This is a genomic window from Anabaena cylindrica UHCC 0172, from assembly GCF_034931625.1.
In the GTDB taxonomy this organism is placed as follows: Bacteria; Cyanobacteriota; Cyanobacteriia; order Cyanobacteriales; family Nostocaceae; genus Anabaena; species Anabaena cylindrica_A.
On record NZ_JAYGGY010000031.1, the window covers coordinates 20,388 to 38,948 of the forward strand.

15 protein-coding genes and 1 pseudogene are annotated in these 18,561 nt (G+C 40.6%); 12 read left to right on the forward strand and 4 right to left on the reverse strand.

The window, feature by feature from the left end:
• Positions 1 to 58 precede the first annotated feature (58 nt).
• Entirely contained in the window at positions 59 to 1,147 is a 1,089-nt protein-coding gene (locus VB713_RS10185) for a DUF5895 domain-containing protein (protein ID WP_323311443.1), read from the forward strand.
• A 255-nt stretch (positions 1,148 to 1,402) separates the two neighbouring features.
• Positions 1,403 to 1,750 (forward strand): UPF0175 family protein, encoded by a 348-nt coding sequence (locus VB713_RS10190; RefSeq protein WP_323311444.1) that lies wholly within the window; start codon positions 1,403 to 1,405, stop codon positions 1,748 to 1,750.
• A gap of 184 nt (positions 1,751 to 1,934) precedes the next feature.
• Here VB713_RS10190 and VB713_RS10195 read toward each other — a convergent pair whose 3' ends face one another.
• The 3 genes from VB713_RS10195 to VB713_RS10205 form a co-directional block, all read right to left on the reverse strand.
• A complete protein-coding gene (locus tag VB713_RS10195; protein WP_323311445.1) occupies positions 1,935 to 2,663 on the reverse strand; it encodes a hypothetical protein in 729 nt (242 codons plus the stop codon).
• A gap of 155 nt (positions 2,664 to 2,818) precedes the next feature.
• The gene (locus VB713_RS10200; protein WP_323311446.1) at positions 2,819 to 4,768 is read right to left on the reverse strand and encodes a M23 family peptidase; all 1,950 of its coding nucleotides are present in this window, start codon (positions 4,766 to 4,768) and stop codon (positions 2,819 to 2,821) included.
• A gap of 249 nt (positions 4,769 to 5,017) precedes the next feature.
• Positions 5,018 to 5,320: a hypothetical protein gene (locus VB713_RS10205; RefSeq protein WP_323311447.1), complete on the reverse strand. Its 303-nt coding sequence runs from the start codon at positions 5,318 to 5,320 to the stop codon at positions 5,018 to 5,020.
• 128 nt (positions 5,321 to 5,448) lie between these two features.
• On the opposite strand from VB713_RS10205, the gene VB713_RS10210 reads away from it, so the two are divergent.
• The 5 genes from VB713_RS10210 to VB713_RS10230 all read left to right on the forward strand — a co-directional run bounded on the left by VB713_RS10210 (position 5,449) and on the right by VB713_RS10230 (position 10,395).
• On the forward strand, positions 5,449 to 6,144 hold the full coding sequence (locus VB713_RS10210; protein WP_323311448.1) for a hypothetical protein: 696 nt from the start codon (positions 5,449 to 5,451) through the stop codon (positions 6,142 to 6,144).
• 165 nt (positions 6,145 to 6,309) lie between these two features.
• Positions 6,310 to 7,122, forward strand: coding sequence for a hypothetical protein (locus VB713_RS10215; RefSeq protein ID WP_323311449.1), 813 nt, complete (start codon positions 6,310 to 6,312; stop codon positions 7,120 to 7,122).
• 297 nt (positions 7,123 to 7,419) lie between these two features.
• On the forward strand, positions 7,420 to 9,234 hold the full coding sequence (locus VB713_RS10220; protein WP_323311450.1) for a bifunctional 3'-5' exonuclease/DNA polymerase: 1,815 nt from the start codon (positions 7,420 to 7,422) through the stop codon (positions 9,232 to 9,234).
• Between the two features lie 552 nt (positions 9,235 to 9,786).
• A complete protein-coding gene (locus VB713_RS10225) occupies positions 9,787 to 10,092 on the forward strand; it encodes a hypothetical protein (protein ID WP_323311451.1) in 306 nt (101 codons plus the stop codon).
• A 135-nt stretch (positions 10,093 to 10,227) separates the two neighbouring features.
• Complete coding sequence (locus VB713_RS10230; protein ID WP_323311452.1) at positions 10,228 to 10,395, forward strand: hypothetical protein; 168 nt, start codon at positions 10,228 to 10,230, stop codon at positions 10,393 to 10,395.
• A 9-nt stretch (positions 10,396 to 10,404) separates the two neighbouring features.
• Here VB713_RS10230 and VB713_RS10235 read toward each other — a convergent pair whose 3' ends face one another.
• Complete coding sequence (locus VB713_RS10235) at positions 10,405 to 11,370, reverse strand: AraC family transcriptional regulator (RefSeq protein ID WP_323311453.1); 966 nt, start codon at positions 11,368 to 11,370, stop codon at positions 10,405 to 10,407.
• A 360-nt stretch (positions 11,371 to 11,730) separates the two neighbouring features.
• Between VB713_RS10235 and VB713_RS10240 the strand changes: the two genes are divergently transcribed.
• The 5 genes and pseudogenes from VB713_RS10240 to VB713_RS10255 all read left to right on the forward strand — a co-directional run bounded on the left by VB713_RS10240 (position 11,731) and on the right by VB713_RS10255 (position 17,375).
• The gene (locus VB713_RS10240) at positions 11,731 to 12,792 is read left to right on the forward strand and encodes an NAD(P)-dependent alcohol dehydrogenase (RefSeq protein ID WP_323311454.1); all 1,062 of its coding nucleotides are present in this window, start codon (positions 11,731 to 11,733) and stop codon (positions 12,790 to 12,792) included.
• Between the two features lie 71 nt (positions 12,793 to 12,863).
• Positions 12,864 to 13,124, forward strand: a pseudogene (locus VB713_RS28240) (TMEM175 family protein); the annotation flags it as partial.
• Between the two features lie 117 nt (positions 13,125 to 13,241).
• Positions 13,242 to 14,249, forward strand: coding sequence for an aldo/keto reductase (locus VB713_RS10245; RefSeq protein WP_416242432.1), 1,008 nt, complete (start codon positions 13,242 to 13,244; stop codon positions 14,247 to 14,249).
• Positions 14,250 to 14,596: 347 nt separating this feature from the next.
• On the forward strand, positions 14,597 to 15,526 hold the full coding sequence (locus VB713_RS10250) for a tyrosine-type recombinase/integrase (RefSeq protein ID WP_323311456.1): 930 nt from the start codon (positions 14,597 to 14,599) through the stop codon (positions 15,524 to 15,526).
• Positions 15,527 to 15,773: 247 nt separating this feature from the next.
• On the forward strand, positions 15,774 to 17,375 hold the full coding sequence (locus VB713_RS10255; RefSeq protein ID WP_323311457.1) for a helix-turn-helix domain-containing protein: 1,602 nt from the start codon (positions 15,774 to 15,776) through the stop codon (positions 17,373 to 17,375).
• Positions 17,376 to 18,561 lie beyond the last annotated feature (1,186 nt).

The following is an 18,561-nucleotide window of genomic DNA, read 5'->3' on the forward strand; positions in this document are numbered from 1 at the left end:
TGTACTAAATTTAGAGGCTAACGCCTCAGACTTTGGACAATCATATTTATGCAGTCCAATGGTTAAATCAAAAGTTACAAACAACTCTAAATACCCCCATCAATCTCCTCCCAAAACTGCTGCTACTAAACCTAAAACTACCAAAGCCAGAGCAACTGAACCTGATGATTATGACTTTGAAGAAACCGAATTTGAAATAGACCCAGAACTCTTCAATGATCATTATAACCAAGTCCGTAAACCGCTTCTTCCCTATGGCATTGTCGTTAACGATAAACCTGCTGGACTTTTGATTCCAGAAGACCAGTTAGAAAAAGCTGGTTGGCTAGAAATGCCTGAAGAAGATGATTTAACTACTGTCACTTTAACTGAAGATGTTACCGGACTATTAATTACTGAAGGTCGGCTACTGGTTTTAGCTTTTGCACCAGAATATATCCGCTATAAATCAGATGTTGAAGAAGTAGGTGGTTCGTTGGTTGGGCTTTATGATGACTACAGGCATAGTCTTGATAAAAGAACAATGGATGTCTGTTCAGAACACGCAATCATGTTTCTGGATGACAAGAATCAACCATTACATACTACTCCTGTTGTTGTCCGGTTTAAGAATGTAGCTCTCTGGAGTTTTAAATCAGTCCGTGAAGAGTTTTATCGTTCATTAGAGAAAACCTTTGCTGATTATTTCCAAGTACCATTTAGTGGTAAAAGTGATAAATGGCGGAGTTTAGGGGTGCTAGAAATTGAGTTTAGAGCCATTAAAGAAGGTGAAGGTAAGAATAAACATAACTGTTGCAAAACTGTAGCCTACACTAAACCCACAGTTGAAAATTTCCCCCAACTGTATTTAGGTAAAACCACAGCTAAAAGTTTAATTTGGCAACAGCATGATGCTATCGCTGGTTTCAATGAACCACAATCTCTACCTGCTTTACCAGGAGAATCGGTATCTGTAGAGGTGGAAGTTTTACCACCAAACAAGAATAAGAATAAGGGTAAAACTCAAACTGTCCGTAAATCCAAACCAACAACTAAACCACCTCGGAAAATTCAAGTAATTGAAGATGACGATTTCCTTGATGAAGACGACGATTTAGAAACCGATTTGGACGATGATGATTTTGAATTTGACGATGATGACGAATAGTTGAATGTTATCAAATTACCTGGGTTGAACATAAAATCTGCCGTAGTCAAACACTATGGCAGGTTTCTCACTAAAAAAGCTATCTAATATGAAGTTGCATATAATTAGGAGTCTGAAAACCTTGTCAATGCAAGAATCATTCTGTGCAGCTTCATATAAAAATGGTATTAGTCATAAATCATGATGCAGACAATTAATATCATATATAATTAAATAAATCCTATTAATCCTGATGAAAGGAAAAAAGGTACAATTATGCAAATCACTATCGAAATTCCTGAAGATATTGGCAACCAACTACAACATAACTGGCAAGACTTACCCCAAAAAATCTTAGAAATTTTAGCAATAGAAGCTTATCGGAGTGGTATCATGACTGCTGGACAAATTCAACAGTTACTACAATTTGATTCACTTTCAAAAACTCAAGTTTTTTTAAACCCATCTCAGGTTTCTCTAGATTATACCCAAGAAAATCTAGAACAAGTTAAACAAACAAAGATGTTAGCTGATGATGTTAAGGAACTCCAGCAAATCTGTATTGAAGAAGATTATTTCTTAGAAATTTCCTCTCGTCAAGACCGTCCTAATTTGTTTTTTTAATACCTGCAATGACCTTTAACTTTAGTCACGCGCAATATTCGTGATTTTGATAGTTGTGCTATCCCCCTTCTTAACCCTTTCACTTAATCTCAAAAATTTTTATAATTTGGGATTTTCTTTCAATGTAGTTGAATTATACTACTAAGTGAAGTGCAGAGTTTGGGTTATTGACTAATAAAAACTGTTATTTGCGTGATTTATTCATATTAACTAAAAGTTGACTATCTGCAACTTGATAACGATTGCCATTAAAACAAAAGTTTAATTGTCGTAATTGCTGTTTTTCTGTTTGCAATACTTTGATACAAGGTAAGGGCTGATGGCGATTTTCTCCTACTGCTAATAATTGATTTCCTGGTGGTAATGTAGGATTTAAATAACTCAAGAATACCTGAGTAATTGGTTGATTTGGTTTGAACCAATAACCAGCATACAGACAACCCAAAGCACCACAAACATCTGGAGTATTAAAGTTGAAAATTGTCAGCTTCCCGTCTTTTCCTGCCACATTTACAGCCAGTATATTGTCAACAGATGCTTGAGGATTCAAGTCTGTATTTTCTACAATTACCTGTTCCACTACAGAACTAGAAACAAGATTAACAGCTTTGTGCCAAGTCACAGTTGCTGCATTCAAACTACATCCTCCTAAACCACAGAGAACAGAAAGCAACAAAAAGATACTTAAACCAACACGAAACCAATGCACCCAATAACGTATTCTCATGGGAGGTTCTGGTAATTGATATATTGTTGTTTTCAGTGGTTGAGACTGAATAGAAGAGGCTGACAAAGAAGAAGCTAACTTGTCTACCGTTGCTTGCTCTAATTGCGTTTTTGAATGCAAGTCAGTATCAGAAAAATCCTTTGTCTCTGGCTCGGAAGATATAGAGGTTGTAGATAAATTAGTCATAAAAACCACGATGATAAGTATGAAAATTGCAACTTTTAAGAGCCTAAAGGAACGATGATTTAAACAAATTTATTTGTTGTGATAATTAATTTATAACAATAGCCACAATTCTTATAAGAGGCTTTCACTTCTGACTCCTGCTGTATTTCATACTTCTAATTACCAATGTTTTGAGCATTACTAATGTATCGAGAAGTTAAACTAGGAGTACAGGTAAACGTTCCATTATCACTGTTATTATTGCCATAAAAAGCTAAAGTAGTTTTGCCATAATCTTTCAGACTAAGACGACCAAAAACATCAGAACTACTAGCATCAACTTTGCTATTATCACCACCAAAATGCTTTTGAGCTACTCGTTCAATCAGCCGTTCACCAGTGAATGATTGTCCTGTAATCGGGTCAATTTCCGTTTGAGTTACTTGAATTTTATTGGCGATATCAGCCATAAATGCCCTATCCTGATCCGCAGGAGGAAAAAACTCAAATAATTCAGCTTCAGTAGGTTGATAACCTTGTTTAACTCGCTCAAGAAACTCTTCTCCTCCAGACTTGGCAGCGATTAACCGCACTGCATAGGGGTTGTAACTCATGAACTGATACCGTCCCAGTCCTCGACCACAATTTAAACCCCCATCAGCACAGGTATGCACACCAACAGCTTGATAATCCCCACCACCAGCACTTTCAATTTCGGCAATGGCGTTTCCTAGTAATGGCAAATTAACACCGTAAAAAGATTGACTGACAATTGAGCGATTAGCACGGGTAAATGTGCAAGGATTAATTTGATTTGTCGCTATGCTACTTTGACTAGGATTACCTTTCACCTCTCTATTTGCACCCGTTGGTGTAGAAGTAGTATTAACACTGGCACCACTGACACTCTGCTCACTTTGGTTGTCCAAATTACCTACAAACATCAGCGCATTCACCTGATAGCTGAAAAAAGGAATCGGTCCGATAAAATAAGGTGAGCAGCCCATCTTCCAAGCGCAGAACCGAAAGTATAAAGCCGTATCAACTGTATCTGCGGTTTCATCTGTTTCCATGACCACAACTTTAAAAGCTTTGCCAAAGGGTAAACGTCCCGTTGGTTCTCGTCCATTGTTAACTGCTTTGAGTATCCCCCAACCTCCCTCAACTTCCTGGTATTTACCGGATATCCATTGCTTACCTTCTAAAGACAAGCGATCGCTCTTACCTACATTTTCCAAATTATCTAGTTCTACATAAGCACAATCTTTTTGAGTACAGGGGACAGAAAAACCTTGCACATCTGAACCAGAAATTGTATTGTTACGGCGATTTTCTGCTATTCCATAAACTGCATCAATTCGCATGACTAAACTACCAACTTCACTGATAGGATTGGGCATCAATCCTAAAGGCACTTGTGCCAATCCAGGAATGTTTTTAACAAAGCTATTCATCCAATTGGTTAAATCTTGAATTGGTACTGCTTCTAAATTAGGAATTGAAGTCAGCGAAAACTTGGACAAGTCAATTTCTCCCAGCTTGATGTTCCCAACTTCATATTGTGTTAACACCTGAGCTAATGTTAAATTCGATGCTTCAATTCCTTGAGTTTTCAGTAAAGTAGCAACAGGTTGAATATCTTTCACTGGTGTTTGAGCTAATTGAGGAACAACTTTAGCTAAATGACTCAATGTTTGTTCTGCAATTAAAGGAAATTCACTCAAAGCAATCTTGTTTAAATCAATAGATGTGATATCTCCAATAGCTTGCAAAGAGAATTTTTCTGCTTGCAAGGCTTCACTGATATCTCCCAACTTCAAATATTCATCAGGAGTCATTCCTACAGTCCAAGTCCGACTCAAATCATAACCTAAAGTTTGGCTATAGGGACTACCATCAATTGCCCCCGATTGACTGATACCTGGTAGTTGATTAAGAGAAATGCGATTCCAGTCTGGCAACAAAAGTTTGTTAGCAGGTAATCGAGATTGACTATTAGCAACTTCTACAATTCGAGTGGGCAGATTGCGATTATTCAATGTACTGTTAGCAGCTTGCACAGTAACACTGTAGATAATAAAACTGATGACAATGAGCAAAAATATCCATCTTTTTGAATTGTTCATAATTCCAGGTTTTTAAATGACGACAACTACACCCCAATCAATCAAGTATTTTCTTGAATCAAGTCTAGATTCAATACGAATCGGTTAAGGAAATAAAGTAGACTAAACCCCTTGAAATATCGTCGTCTATAATGCCAAAAAAAGGCTTAATCGAATAGTACTGAGTCCGTGTTTGTTTCACTTTGGGGTGTACATATCAATGAAAATATGATTTATAAATCGCATTCCTGATTCCTGAATTATTACGATTTACAACTCTAATTCTGGGGATGTTGACTGCTGACTTTTCTTAGACTTGTAACCAGATCCATATCCTGGTAATTTTGGATTGGGATTAGCTGCTGATTCAGTATAGGGTGTATCGCCAAAGTTAATTTCAAAAACATTTTCTTGATAGCCATCTTCAAATCTGTCTGTTGTCCAGGGATTATTTTGATCCTCATAACTTGATTCCTCAAGGCTATAACCATGCGACTGATAACCGTTAGGAGATTTAACCTGACTATTATTTTCATCCTCAGAATTTTGATTTAATGCGGGTTCTTGATTCATTGGTATGACCTGAAAAACTGTATTAATACCAGCATAAAAAATTGGTTGATTAACAGCACTAACCGATTGGCTAATTATGTCTTAGCCTATTGGCTATTTTGGGTGATGCGCTCATATCGAGAAGACAAATGGCACAAATCAACTTGATTCCACCAGAAGTAATAGCAGAAATTAATAATCGTAAAAATGCTAAACTGCCAGACAACACTTTGAAAATGCTGCAAATTCTCGCTAGTTTAAATACCCCTAAAGAATTGTTAGCAACTTTATTAGAAATAGCCGAATTTTCTATACACCATATTCGCTATCTGGCAGGTCCATTAGTGATTTACGGCAATTCTTGGAGTGATACAATTCCTCAATGGTTGAAATTTGCTTGTATTCAAGACAGGTTAGAACTAATTTGCAATGAGTATGAACAAAATCAAGTTGGTGAATATGCCACAGCTACAGAAGTTCTCACTTACATGATGCCTGCAAGTTACGAAGCACCTTTACATCGAGATTACGCTGACCTTTATCTTTGGGTAGGCAATGAAGTTTTAACTAAATACAATAAATTACCAAAAGATTGCCAGAGTTTTTATGAATTTATTGATGGTACTACGAGTGATACTAGCAATAAATCCATCATTCATTTTCAGCAGGTAAAGAACGATTTTCACGATATTAGTCAGTCAATTCGCCGCAGCATAGTTAAACACGCAGCACAAGAAGGATGGGGGAAACGTCGTGTTAATTCTAAGTCTAAGATAGACTCAATTGAAAATACTCCTCCTCCTGAATCTTCCTCCAATTCATCTGTACAAATGGATTTGTTTTAAAGTTACCAAAAATCCTCAGTTTAAAACTAGAAGTTCGAGACTGAGGATACATTTGCTCTAACCATTGTCATGTTCTAAGTTTCATTGAATCGTGTTGATTGAAAGCAAGTGAAATGGAAGCTATTGCTTCATTGTTTTTGATAATCAAATCTCAATTTAGTTACCATGAATATTCAATCAGTTCAAGAAAGTTTAAATTATCTCATCCTGGTAATTACAGCATTCTCTATCATTGTTATGCTTGTTGATTTCATAGTGGGATTAGTGCATTTATGGCATCAAGTCGCTCTTAATGTCGAATATTATACCACTCACAAAATATCTGAGCAATCAAACATTGAACCTATTGATACCACAAATAGCAATCTTAATGTTGAACAGGAAAATTGTCATCTATCTGCTAATGATAATTCTGTTGTTAATAGTTTTGCAAATGTTGAACATAACAATTGTAATCAATCAAATATCCATGAGCATGATGATTTAACCAAGATTGATAACCAGAATAAATTCAATATTTCTAGCAACTTTGAACATAATAATGGTAATCAATCAAATATTCCTGAGCATGATGATTTAACCACGCGTGAAACCACATTTAGTATTTCTACGACTTTTGAAAATGACAATGGCAATCAATCAAATGATAGCACTTCTTTACAACCAGAACTTGAACTCAACAATTCAGTTACTATTAACATAGACAAAATTGATTTACGCACAGCCAGAAAAATTGCCAGTGCCATTAAAAAAGTTTCAAAAACCAAATCTGACCTAATTATCAAACAAACAGTCAATGGTAAAAGCGTTCCTTTAGCTTGGTTACAAGCACAAATTAAAAATCGCTTAGAAATTGCCCCAGAAATTGTCAAACCAATTATTCAAGAATTAGCTCCTACTGCCATTAATAATTCTCAACAGCATATCCAGCATCATCAGGTTGTCCAAACAAGTAAAGGTCAGCGTCAAATTAGTTAATTGAATCAAGTTATAAGGAGAGGGATATTACATATAAACCTCTCTTTTACAAAGTTTAAAGGTTGAATTACCCTGCTTTTAAATGCAACAAGTTTTGTATCGTGTTCTAAATCCCCGGTGCAAAACTTAATTACGAATTAATTTAATTATTCTTATCAAAGAATACCAACTATAGCAGGAGTCACCGAGTCAGGAGTTAAGAGTCTCTTACCGTATGGCTTTTACTGTAGATTCTGTATCTCATTCAAGTGCATACCGCTATAATACTTATGGCTTAAAAGCCCAATTATCATCACTATGAATTACTCTCCAGAATACATTTTAGTCAAAGATATTCCCACTCTCAAAAGCATTATCAAACCTTTGTTTCATGCAGAAATTTTAGCCTTAGATTGTGAAACAACAGGACTCGACCCTTTAACTGACACAATTAGATTAATTCAAATAGCTGCACCTAATTACCCAGTTGTACTAATTGATTTACCAGCTATATCTGTGCGCGATAGCGCAGAACACAATACCAAAAGTAATCAGCTACACTGCACCAGAGGCGCTCGCACTGAAACTTATCGTTTACTACTCAAAAAACTCTTCTGCAACTCTGCTGTGAAAATCGCTCATAATGCCAAATTTGAATGGCAATTTCTCACTCAAGCTGGACTTCAACCTTCTGGATGTTTCTTCGATACTCAACTTGCTTACCAAGTTGTGAATGCGGGAATTAAAACCAGTGCATCTTTAGAAAATGTAGCTCGTAAACTGTTACATATACAACTAGATAAAACCTTACAAACTAGCAATTGGCATCAACAACTAACTCCAGAACAATTACAATATGCTGCTACAGATGCTGCTATTTTACTTGACCTTTACCCAATTTTAGTCAAGAAATTAACACAGGCGAAATTGCTAAAAATTGCCCAACTGGAATTTCATTGTCTACCTGTTGTCGCCCAAATGGAACTCAATGGAATGTTGTTTGACTTGTCCAGATGGCAAACGCTGGGTGCTTCTTTAGAAGCTGATAAAGTAAATGCACTTCAACATCTAAAACAACTGCGTCTTGCTGGTAAATCTCAACTATCACTGTTACCAGAATTAACGGATACTGTTAATCCTAATTCACCCCAACAAGTGTTAGCTGCTCTCCAGACTATGGGTATTGCCATACAATCAACTAACCAAAAAGATTTAGTCCCTTTGGTTAATCAATATCCTATTATTAAAGCTCTTTTAGACTATCGCCACCTTGCCAAAATTACTGCCACTTTTACTGATAGTTTACCTAAACACATTCACCCCAAAACTGGGAGAATTCACCCCAATTACTATCAACTAGGAGCAAGGTCTGGGAGATTTTCCTGTCGTCACCCACCATTACAAACCATTCCCCGTCATGCGGCGGCTAGAAATTGCTTTATTGCCGCACCTGGCTACCAAATTTTAGCAGCAGATTATTCGCAAATCGAATTAAGAATTGTGGCGCGTCTGAGTGGTGATGCCAAAATGGGGCAAGCCTACCGTCAAGGTGCTGATTTACACAAACTCACAGCAGCTTTGGTAACTGGTAAGCGGATCACGGAGGTCAGTGAAGAAGACCGCAGACTGGCTAAAGCAATTAATTTTGGACTGATTTACGGTATGGGGGCTGCTAAACTTCGCATTTATGCTGAAACTAAGTATGGTGTGACAATGACACTGGAGCAGGCGAAGGCTTTTAGAAAGCGGTTTTTTGATGCTTATTCTGGTGTGACTAAGTGGCACGAAACGATTAAGCAGGCATATTTGCGGGGTGTTAAAGAAAGTCGGACTTTAGCTGGAAGAAGACGGAGATGGGCTGATAAACCCAGATTAGCAGAAATGCTCAATCATCCTGTGCAAGGGTTGAATGCAGATATTAATAAGTTGGCGATGGTAAAGCTGGTTAAGCCTTTAGCTCAGACTAATGCAAAATTGATCTGCGTTGTTCATGATGAAATTATCCTGGAATGTCCAGAGAATGAGGTTGAGCGAGTGAGCCGGATGCTACACAGATGTATGGTTGCTGCGGCTCTTAAGTTTCTTAACCCTGTGCCTGTAGTAGTGGATATTAGTGTAGCTGATAGCTGGTGAACTACCGCACAGAACCAAACCGCGTCTACGTTGAAAACCATAGTTTTTTGGAATTAATTAGAGTAATAGCTCGAACTCAAGCCACGACCAAATAATATACTCTCTTTAAAAACTTCTCTCTTTCAAAATGGACGGGGTTTATATACTTGAGACGGTCATAACTTGCGTTTTTACATCAATATACCCCCTTTAAGCAAAAGCTCAAATTGTGGCCTTGCGAAGTATACCGATTCACTTTCAGGTTGATACAAATAGGCAGCAGGAGAGAAATAGAAACCAATCATTTGTACTTCCTGCAACCTGAAATCTGCTGTATCTGCTTACGCAGATTTATAGTGAATCAAGAGTTTAAACCCCGCTGACTAGTACCGCCCTGCGGAAGTCAAAAGTCAAAACTAAGACAGTATAGGCTGTTTGGCGATTGAGAATGGTTGGTTTATTTACGCCGTGTTGTACTAGGGTTTTATTTGTGTGTCTATAAACTCTGTAACTGACAAATAACTGATAGAAGAAATGATTTCAAAGTTTCACCTATTTATTTGAGGTGTATTAATGTCTAATCCCCGGATTTTAGGGGCAAGAGAAATTCATCTAATTTTACTCTACAGTCACTGGGAATTTGGTATGAAACCAGAAGAATTTTATGCCAAATGGGATGTGAGTTATGAACAAATTGCCTTAATATGCTGTCGTTCTGATTCTACGGTCAGAGGTTGGTTTAAACAAGGTAAATTTAGACGCTATCCTCAGCTTAATGATTTACGGCATTTGGCGTTCATGGACTTTTTATTGGAACATTTTGAAGAAGTTCCTGAACAAATTTGGCAATTACTATGTCTGAATATATCTGTCGAATAAATCTAATACACACATGGGTAAAAATATCAATATCAATTTGACCTGTCTTTGCGTATACCTCTTAGTTTAAGGTAAATCTTGGCGATTTCAAAGCACATAACATGGTTATTTTACAGAATTTTTAAGAGGTAGAATATGACTTATTCTGAGCAATTAAAACCGTGGTGTATTGTCCGTGATATTCCCAATCAAGAAAATATTGTTGTGACAAGATTCCGCAGACGTGATGATGCTGTTGCTTATCTACAAGTGTTGAAGCAGTCAGGCAGAGATATTGCTTTTCAAATCATTTTTAACTATTGAACTAGCAGTCTACCTAGCAACTTCTCGTAGCCGCTCCACATCCCGTATTGGTGGTGCGCCAAAGAGCCGCTTGTACTCTCGGTTGAAGTGCGAGGCATCGTCGTACCCCACTCGGTAGGCAGCACTGGTAGCGTCAAGGTTTTCCCCCAGCATCAGACGGCGAGCTTCCTGGAGCCGCAGTTGCTTCTGGAACTGCAAGGGACTCATCGCAGTGATAGACTTGAAATGATGGTGGAAGCTCGATACACTCATTCCCAGCTCTCGTGCGATACTTTCAATCTTGATCGGCTCGTTAAAGTCTTTACGAAGTCGCTCGACGGCTCTAGCGATGTGGTGAGTGTAGCCACCCAGAACTGCAATATGACAGAGCCGATTACCTTGCTCTCCCCTCAGGAGTCGGTAAATGATTTCTCGCTTAATCAGTGGTGCGAGAACATGAGCTTCAGCAGGGGAATCTAGAAGCCTGACGAGCCGCACCACAGCGTCCAACAAATTTACATCCAACAGACTTACATCAATCGCTTTCACATCAGCACGGCTGCGGGATGAGGGATACCCTGCCTCGACCATAACTGAGCCAACGAGGGTGGGGTCAAGATCGAGGCGAAGGCTAAAATACGGTTGCGCCTTGGACGCTTCCAGAATTTGGCTGATAATCGGCAGTTCGACCGTAGCAAGCAGATAATGCATCGGGTCGTACTGATAGCGATCGCTGCCCAGAAGAACTTCTTTGCTGCCCTGACCGATCGCACAAAAGGCAGGGATAGAGACACTATGAATGCATTCTGAAGGCGAGGAGGAGCGGTTAAAATGCAATCCCTTTAGCGGCTCAATCGTCCCATCATGACGAATCGCCTGTGCAATCCGCTCATTCAGTTCGTCTCTGTAGGCTTGCGCTCTGTCTACCTCGCGCTTTGTCTGCGGGTCGTTCATTAAATCGATATCGGACTTTTCACTCGTTTTGGCAGAGTTCATTTCTAAGTTTGCAGGATTGTACAACAATCTTAGACGATCGTCCTATTGCTTGCCCTTCAAAATGCCTAAGATGAGGCTAAAGCAATGAAAAATGATTTCTGCTTCTTGTAAACATTCTACGCCTTATGTGAGTTAAAAATACCCCAGTCATTTTAAGGGTTTCAGACTTCACTTTAGCAGCAAGTCCTAGCCTTATGAACGAGATTGCGTTCTTTCAGCCTCCAACTCACATAAGCCGTATTCTAGATTTTTATTTAATCGAAAACTCAGTTTTGATTGGGCAAGAGACTCGCCAGCTAGACACCAAACTGGCATCAAGTTTAGGAGCATCAATATTATGTACAACACGAAAGCTTAATTATGTACAACACGAAAGCTTATTCCGCCGCTAGTGCAACATCACCGCTGTCTTATGCCCCGATCATGCGGCGCGATCCAACCGAACACGACGTACAGATCGAAATCCTCTTCTGCGGCATCTGCCACTCTGACATCCATTCGGTGCGTAACGAGTGGAGTAGCGTTATGCCCACGGTCTATCCGATTGTCCCCGGCCATGAGATCGTGGGTCGTGTCACCCAGGTTGGCTCGGCAGTTACCAAGTACAAACCCGGCGATCTCGCTGGGGTCGGTTGCTTGGTTGATTCGGATGGTACCTGTCCTAATTGCAAAGCTGGGCTTGAGAATTTCTGCCCGAATCTGACTCTCACCTTTAACTCCCCAGATAAGCACAAGACTGCTCCAGTAACTTATGGCGGCTACTCCGATAGCGTCGTTGTCAATGAACGCTTTGTTCTGCGTGTTCCCACCAACCTCGATCTAGCTGGAGTCGCGCCACTCCTCTGCGCCGGGATTACAACTTATTCGCCCCTGCGCCACTGGGGTGTCACCGAGGGCAAGAAGGTCGGTGTGGTCGGTCTTGGCGGGCTGGGTCACATGGGCGTGAAGTTTGCCCGTGCCTTTGGAGCGCACGTTGTTGTCTTCACCACCTCGCCCAATAAAAAGGAGGACGCGCTCCGCCTCGGTGCCGATGAAGTCGTCGTCTCCCGCAACACCGACGAGATGCAGAAGCACGCTGGGAGTTTTGATTTCATCCTCGATACCGTTTCCGCCAAGCACGACATCAACGCCTATCTCAACCTGCTCCGTCAAGACGGCAACATTACCCTTGTCGGCGCACCTGAGAATCCTCTGGAAGTCTCGGCATTCAGCCTCATTATGGGTCGCCGTAGTCTCTCCGGCTCAAACATCGGCGGTATCGCCGAAACCCAGGAGATGCTCGATTTTTGTGGCGAACATGACATCACTGCTGATGTCGAAGTCATCCCCATCCAGAAGGTCAACGAAGCCTACGAGCGACTGCTCAAGTCTGATGTGAAGTACCGCTTCTCGATCGACATGGCATCCCTTAAATCTGAATAACCGAGGCGGAGCTTTGAAGAAGTAGCAATGCAAAAGCGCAAACTTGGAAACTGCTCGCAAAGGAGGTGAGTGTGGATACTACCCGCTTGGAGGCATTCAGCGATGGTGTCTTCGCGATTGCAATCACCCTTCTAGTACTCGAAATCAAAGTGCCGCCACCCGGCACGGCGCTCGGCGCGTCGCTTCTCCAGCTTTGGCCGTCCTATCTCGCCTACGTAGTAAGCTTCTTGGTGATTGGCGCAATTTGGATCAACCACCACGCCATGTTCAAACACATCGTCCGCGTGGACGGAACGCTATTACTGCTTAACGTCCTTCACCTAATGCTCATCGCCTTCCTGCCATTCCCAACCGCCGTGCTTGCTGAAGCGTTCGCAGTGAAAATGACTGACAACGGCGGGATTGTTCGCCGTCGATCAATATCAATTCCACATCAAAGGAGAAAAACAATGCAAAAACGCAAACTTGGAAATAGTGATTTGGAAGTCTCGGCAATCGGGCTTGGCTGTATGGGCATGAGCTTTTCTTATGGTCCACCCAAAGACATACAGGAAATGACCGCTCTGCTTCGGGCTGCTGTCAATCGCGGCGTTACATTCTTTGACACCGCCGAGGTCTACGGCCCATTCACAAACGAAGAGCTTTTGGGTGAAGCCCTCGCTCCCTTCCGTGGGCAAGTGGTCATTGCCACCAAATTCGGGTTCGATATCAGTCCTAATTTAGATCCGCGTGGGATGAAGGGTGCGCCTGGGCTGAATAGCCGACCAGAAAATATTAAGCAAGCTGTAGAGGGTTCACTCAAGCGACTCAAAGTGGAGACAATTGACCTACTCTATCAGCACCGAGTTGACCCCAATGTGCCGATTGAAGATGTGGCTGGAACCGTGAAGGAACTGATTCAGGCAGGTAAGGTGAAGCACTTTGGACTCTCTGAGGCAGGAGTACAAACGATTCGTCGCGCCCACGCCGTCCAGCCGATTACTGCTCTCCAGAGCGAGTATTCACTGTGGACGAGGACTCCTGAGCAGGAAGTGATACCAACCCTTGAGGAACTCGGTATTGGCTTTGTCCCCTATAGCCCACTGGGTAAGGGCTTTCTCACTGGTAAGATGGATGAGAAAACGACATTCGACAGTTCCGACTTCCGCAGTACCCTACCTCGCTTCACAACTGAGGCTCTCAAGGCGAATCAAGCCCTGATTAATTTACTGAGTAACATCGCAGAAAAGAAGCAGGCCACACCCGCTCAGATTGCGCTCGCTTGGCTGCTGGCTCAGAAGCCCTGGATTGTGCCGATTCCAGGCACTACGAAGTTGCATCGCTTGGACGAAAACATCGGTGCAGTCTCAGTTGAACTCACGCCCGAATATCTGCGTGACATCAATGACGCGGCCGCCAAGATCACAGTGCAAGGGGCTAGATACCCCGAAAAGCTGGAGCTTTTGACCGGTCGTTAAGCGGCGAAAAATGTGTTCTCTGGTTGCATTCCATAGCTCACTAAGCAAGGCAACAGGTGCAAGCTTGCTGGCAGCGATAGACGAGGGAGAGCAGTATGCGAGTTGGCATTCTAGGTTCGGGATTGATGGGTGGCAAACTCGGTACGCTCTTCGCCCGTGCGGGGCATGAGGTTGTGTCTTGGATTTAACAATTAGCCAATAAACCACATCAGTAAGTCAGCACTTTACACAAATTAATAAATCAGAGAGACGGATCTGGAATACCCATTAGGGGTGACAATAAAAATCAGACAACATAAAACCAGACTTAACTACTCTTATGTCTTATTAATAATAGTGTAAAAATTATGCCTCTCTCTCTCGTCCACGTTTCTCAATATCGCCAGGCTATCTCGGAACTATCCCCGGCTCAAGCTGAAATGAAGTTGATTACTCTGTGGTTGGATGGTAAGGCACAGTCATCGGTGCGTGCCTATCAGCGTTATGTTAAGCATTTCTTGCGGTTTTTGGGGAAACCTTTGCGCCAAATTACTTATGAGGATTTAGTGGAGTACAGCACCCAGTTTTCGACACAATCTGCCAGCACTAGGCGCATTTATCTGGCGGCGGTGAAAAGTTTGATTAGTTTTGCTCACAAAATTGGTTATTTGCCCTTTAATGTGGGGATGGCTTTGAAATTGGGAGAAATACCTGATGCAATCAATGAACGCTATTTGGATGAGGCTGATATTAAGTTGATGATACGAGCGGCAGCAGCGATGGTGGATGATGCTAAAACTGCTAAACGGCAAGCGATCGCTCGACGCAATCTGTTAATTGTGAAATTGTTGTATCAGGCAGGCTTACGCTCTCATGAGCTTTGCCAGTTAACTTGGGGGGAACTTCAAGCTAGAGGTGATAGTGGGCAAGTATATGTGCGAAATGGTAAAGGTAACAAGTCGCGCACTATTTTACTCAAATCAAAGTTGTGGACAGAACTGATGGAATTTAAAGGGGATGCCTTGGCTACAGATGCTGTGTTTTCTAGTCAGAAGGGGGGACATCTAGAACGCCAGAATCTCCATCCCATTATTAAGGTGGTGGCAGCCGCAGCAGGTTTGAGTGATAAAGTTAGTTGTCATTGGTTGCGTCATGCTCATGGTTCACACGCAGCAGAAAGGGGGGTAAACCCGGTGTTGATTAAGGATACTTTAGGTCATAGCAATTTAGCTATCACTGACAGGTATCTTAAGGCTAGACCAAATGATAGTAGTGCTTTGAAATTAATGGATATTTAATAGGCAAGAAGATGGTAGATTCAGGTGTACGCAATTTTTTTTAATCAAACATGAGTTCTATATTTTTGATCACCTGTTTTCAATTCAACCAGTTATTCTGATAATTTCCTGTTCAGTCTCACTTTAAATTATACTGAATATTGACCAAACTATTATTAGTATTTAGTTGGTAATCAAAAATATCAGAAAATTTGGTGCAATTTTCTCCTAACAATATTTGATAAGGGTTGCCTACCAATCTAATGTTATGAATCAAGATCCATCAAAACTTCCTAGTTCTCATGATCTAGAGAAACTTATTCCGCCTATTTTATTGGAAATTCAAGATAATATTAGACAAGTTATCCGTGATAAATTAAATCAGTATTTTCTATCTAATTCGGCATTATCTGTCACTGAAACATCAGATAATTCTGAATTGTTTGAATCCATCTTTAATGAAGTATTATATAGTACGATATCTTCAATAATTTCCGCAAGATATCAAGTTGATGAAAATACCATCCAAAATTACTATAATCTAATAAATGACCATCTTCAAGGCTATAGAGACAGCCAAGAAAATTCATTATTTAAATCACAGCCATTTGAAGCGATTCCTACAGCAGCACTTATGCTTTCAAGCATTAATTCTCAAATTAAAAAACAAGAGTCATGGCAAAAAAATGAAGAGGGGATAGCAGTGGCGCAACACAGAGCTAAAGGTAATCCCCAAAATTATATTGAGCATTATATTAGTACCCCCGGTGATGTCACATTACTTCCTTGGCATGAAGCCCAACAGATTATTGATAAATTTGGGTTTAATAGTGTTAAATTACACTTAATATTTGCTGCTTATACAATGGAGCAGGATAAACCTTGGGACAGCTTATTTACGATTAAAGGTAGTGCGTTAATTGAAAAACTAGGCTGGGATAAGCGCACTGATTTACCCAAACATCAAAAACTTCTAGAAATAGCAAAAACCGCGTTTGCATTGGATTGTTTGTTAGTTAAAACAGTATGGATAGAAGGGAGAAATAGAAAAGGTGGTATAAATGCTAGTACACCTGTTGGTCGGATGTGGAACATCACGATTGTGCCGTATGGTCAGGTAAATTTATCTGGGAAGATAGAAGAGCCTGATGAAGTGCAGATTATTGTTCAACCAGGTGCTTGGACTAAATACTTTTTAAACCGAGCAGGAGCAGAATCGCGGTCAGCTTTATATCAGTTTGGCTACTTAGCTCAAAAAGTCTTAGAAATTGATCCTTATCACGAAGAACTCACCTTAAGGTTGGCTATATATTTGACATTGGATAGCCGGGTTCGTCTTGATGGCAACTACAGGGTACAGGAGCTAATAGAAATTGCCTTGCCCAAAACAGAACTAGATAAAGCTTTATGCGATCGCTTGAAAGCTTTCAGGCTGAAGGAACGCTGGGATAATGCTTTACAGCACTTGCTCCACAAGCTGAACTGGCAAATTGTATTTGACCCAGAAACATATCCCGAATCGCTAAGACCAGAGTCCACGCAGAAACAGCCTAAAGGCTACTTTCAAAAATTACTGGATGCCAAGCTGACCATCAAACCTCCACATCCTATTCCTGAGCTAATAGCATCCAAAGTTAAGCCAAAAGTAGAACGATTACAGCCTAAAACAAAGGAGACAACACCAGAAGACATTAAATTGACTGGCAGCCAAGTGAGGGAAGCGCGGATTGCTAAAGGCTGGCCACAGACTAAATTAGCTAGTTTATTGAACGTATCCCAAAAGTTTATCTCACTGGTGGAACGAGGCGATCGCCCACTAAGTCCGCAACAATCAGCATATATACGGATTCTCTTGGATATCAAAATATGAACTACCTACAGCTTTAGGCGTGTACCCAGTTTGTCAAAATCTTATATTTAAAGTTGAAAAATTTTTTTGAAACTCTATTTGGGTAGCGTTTTTAACCGTTTTGGTGCATTTCATAGCTTACTTTTACTCCATCTATCAGCTTTAAGCGGCTAGTTGGGATTGAACATTGCTGTACTAGTTTTTGTTCTAGTTTGGTTCCAGAACAAAATTTTGTTCTGGAGAAAAAAGTTGTAAAAATAGGCTTCTAATCCTTATTGTATATGGCTTTGAGCATTAGAACAAAAATTATAGTATCCTGTAACAAAAACTCTAGTATCCTGTAACAAACTGGGGCTAGAACCATTGCTAAATAAGGGTTTTTTTCTGCGGAGAAGATTGATCACTTTCCAAACACCGTTCTTGCCAATATGGCATAATCTATAAATATTTACTTATGCCACTGTCTCTGACTGGAAAAATCCCCTTTTTGATGTGAAATAAGGGAGATGTGCCTACGTCTGTGGCAGTTTCAGAGGGTTACAACCAAAGGACTGCATTTACCAAGGAATTTTGTGTATGGATTTAAAAACTGATCTGCTGAATTTAATCAATCAGTCTTTGTTAGGGGAGTTTCACAACTCCAAAAAAAAGCTGGGTAGTCCGCTAGTTGCTTAGTTTAGGTAACAGGAAGACTCAAAAGCCTAGAATGAGACCCAAAAACCGCGAGACGATTTCCAGTCGTCTCAGCAACACAGGCGAGCTATCCAACTCGTCCACAAAATAACCAAAAAATATTATAAATATTTTGATCTCATTCTAGTCCATGAGTCTCCTGTTTACCAACAATTAGGCATTTAATCATCAAACCGAGATAGTAAAAATCTGCGAATAGGTTCTGAACCCGCTGTACAACACTTGGACAAAGCCAAACACAATTCAACATTATTTGTAGTGTGACAAAGTGTTAATAAGAAAGCTTCTTCCTGAAAGAAACGCCAACAGCAGCCAAAAATCAGCCCGTTCAAGCCGAACAGCAGCTTTTTACAACCACAGAGGTTCAATGCCAACTAGCGGCTACCCGATGAACAAACAGAAAACATCGAGGCAAGCCAGTCATGTATCTACCAGAAAACACAGACCATTTCACTCCTCCAGCCCGTCGTCGTCAAAGCCAAAAAAACCAACCCCACCAACCAGCCTCCGAAAT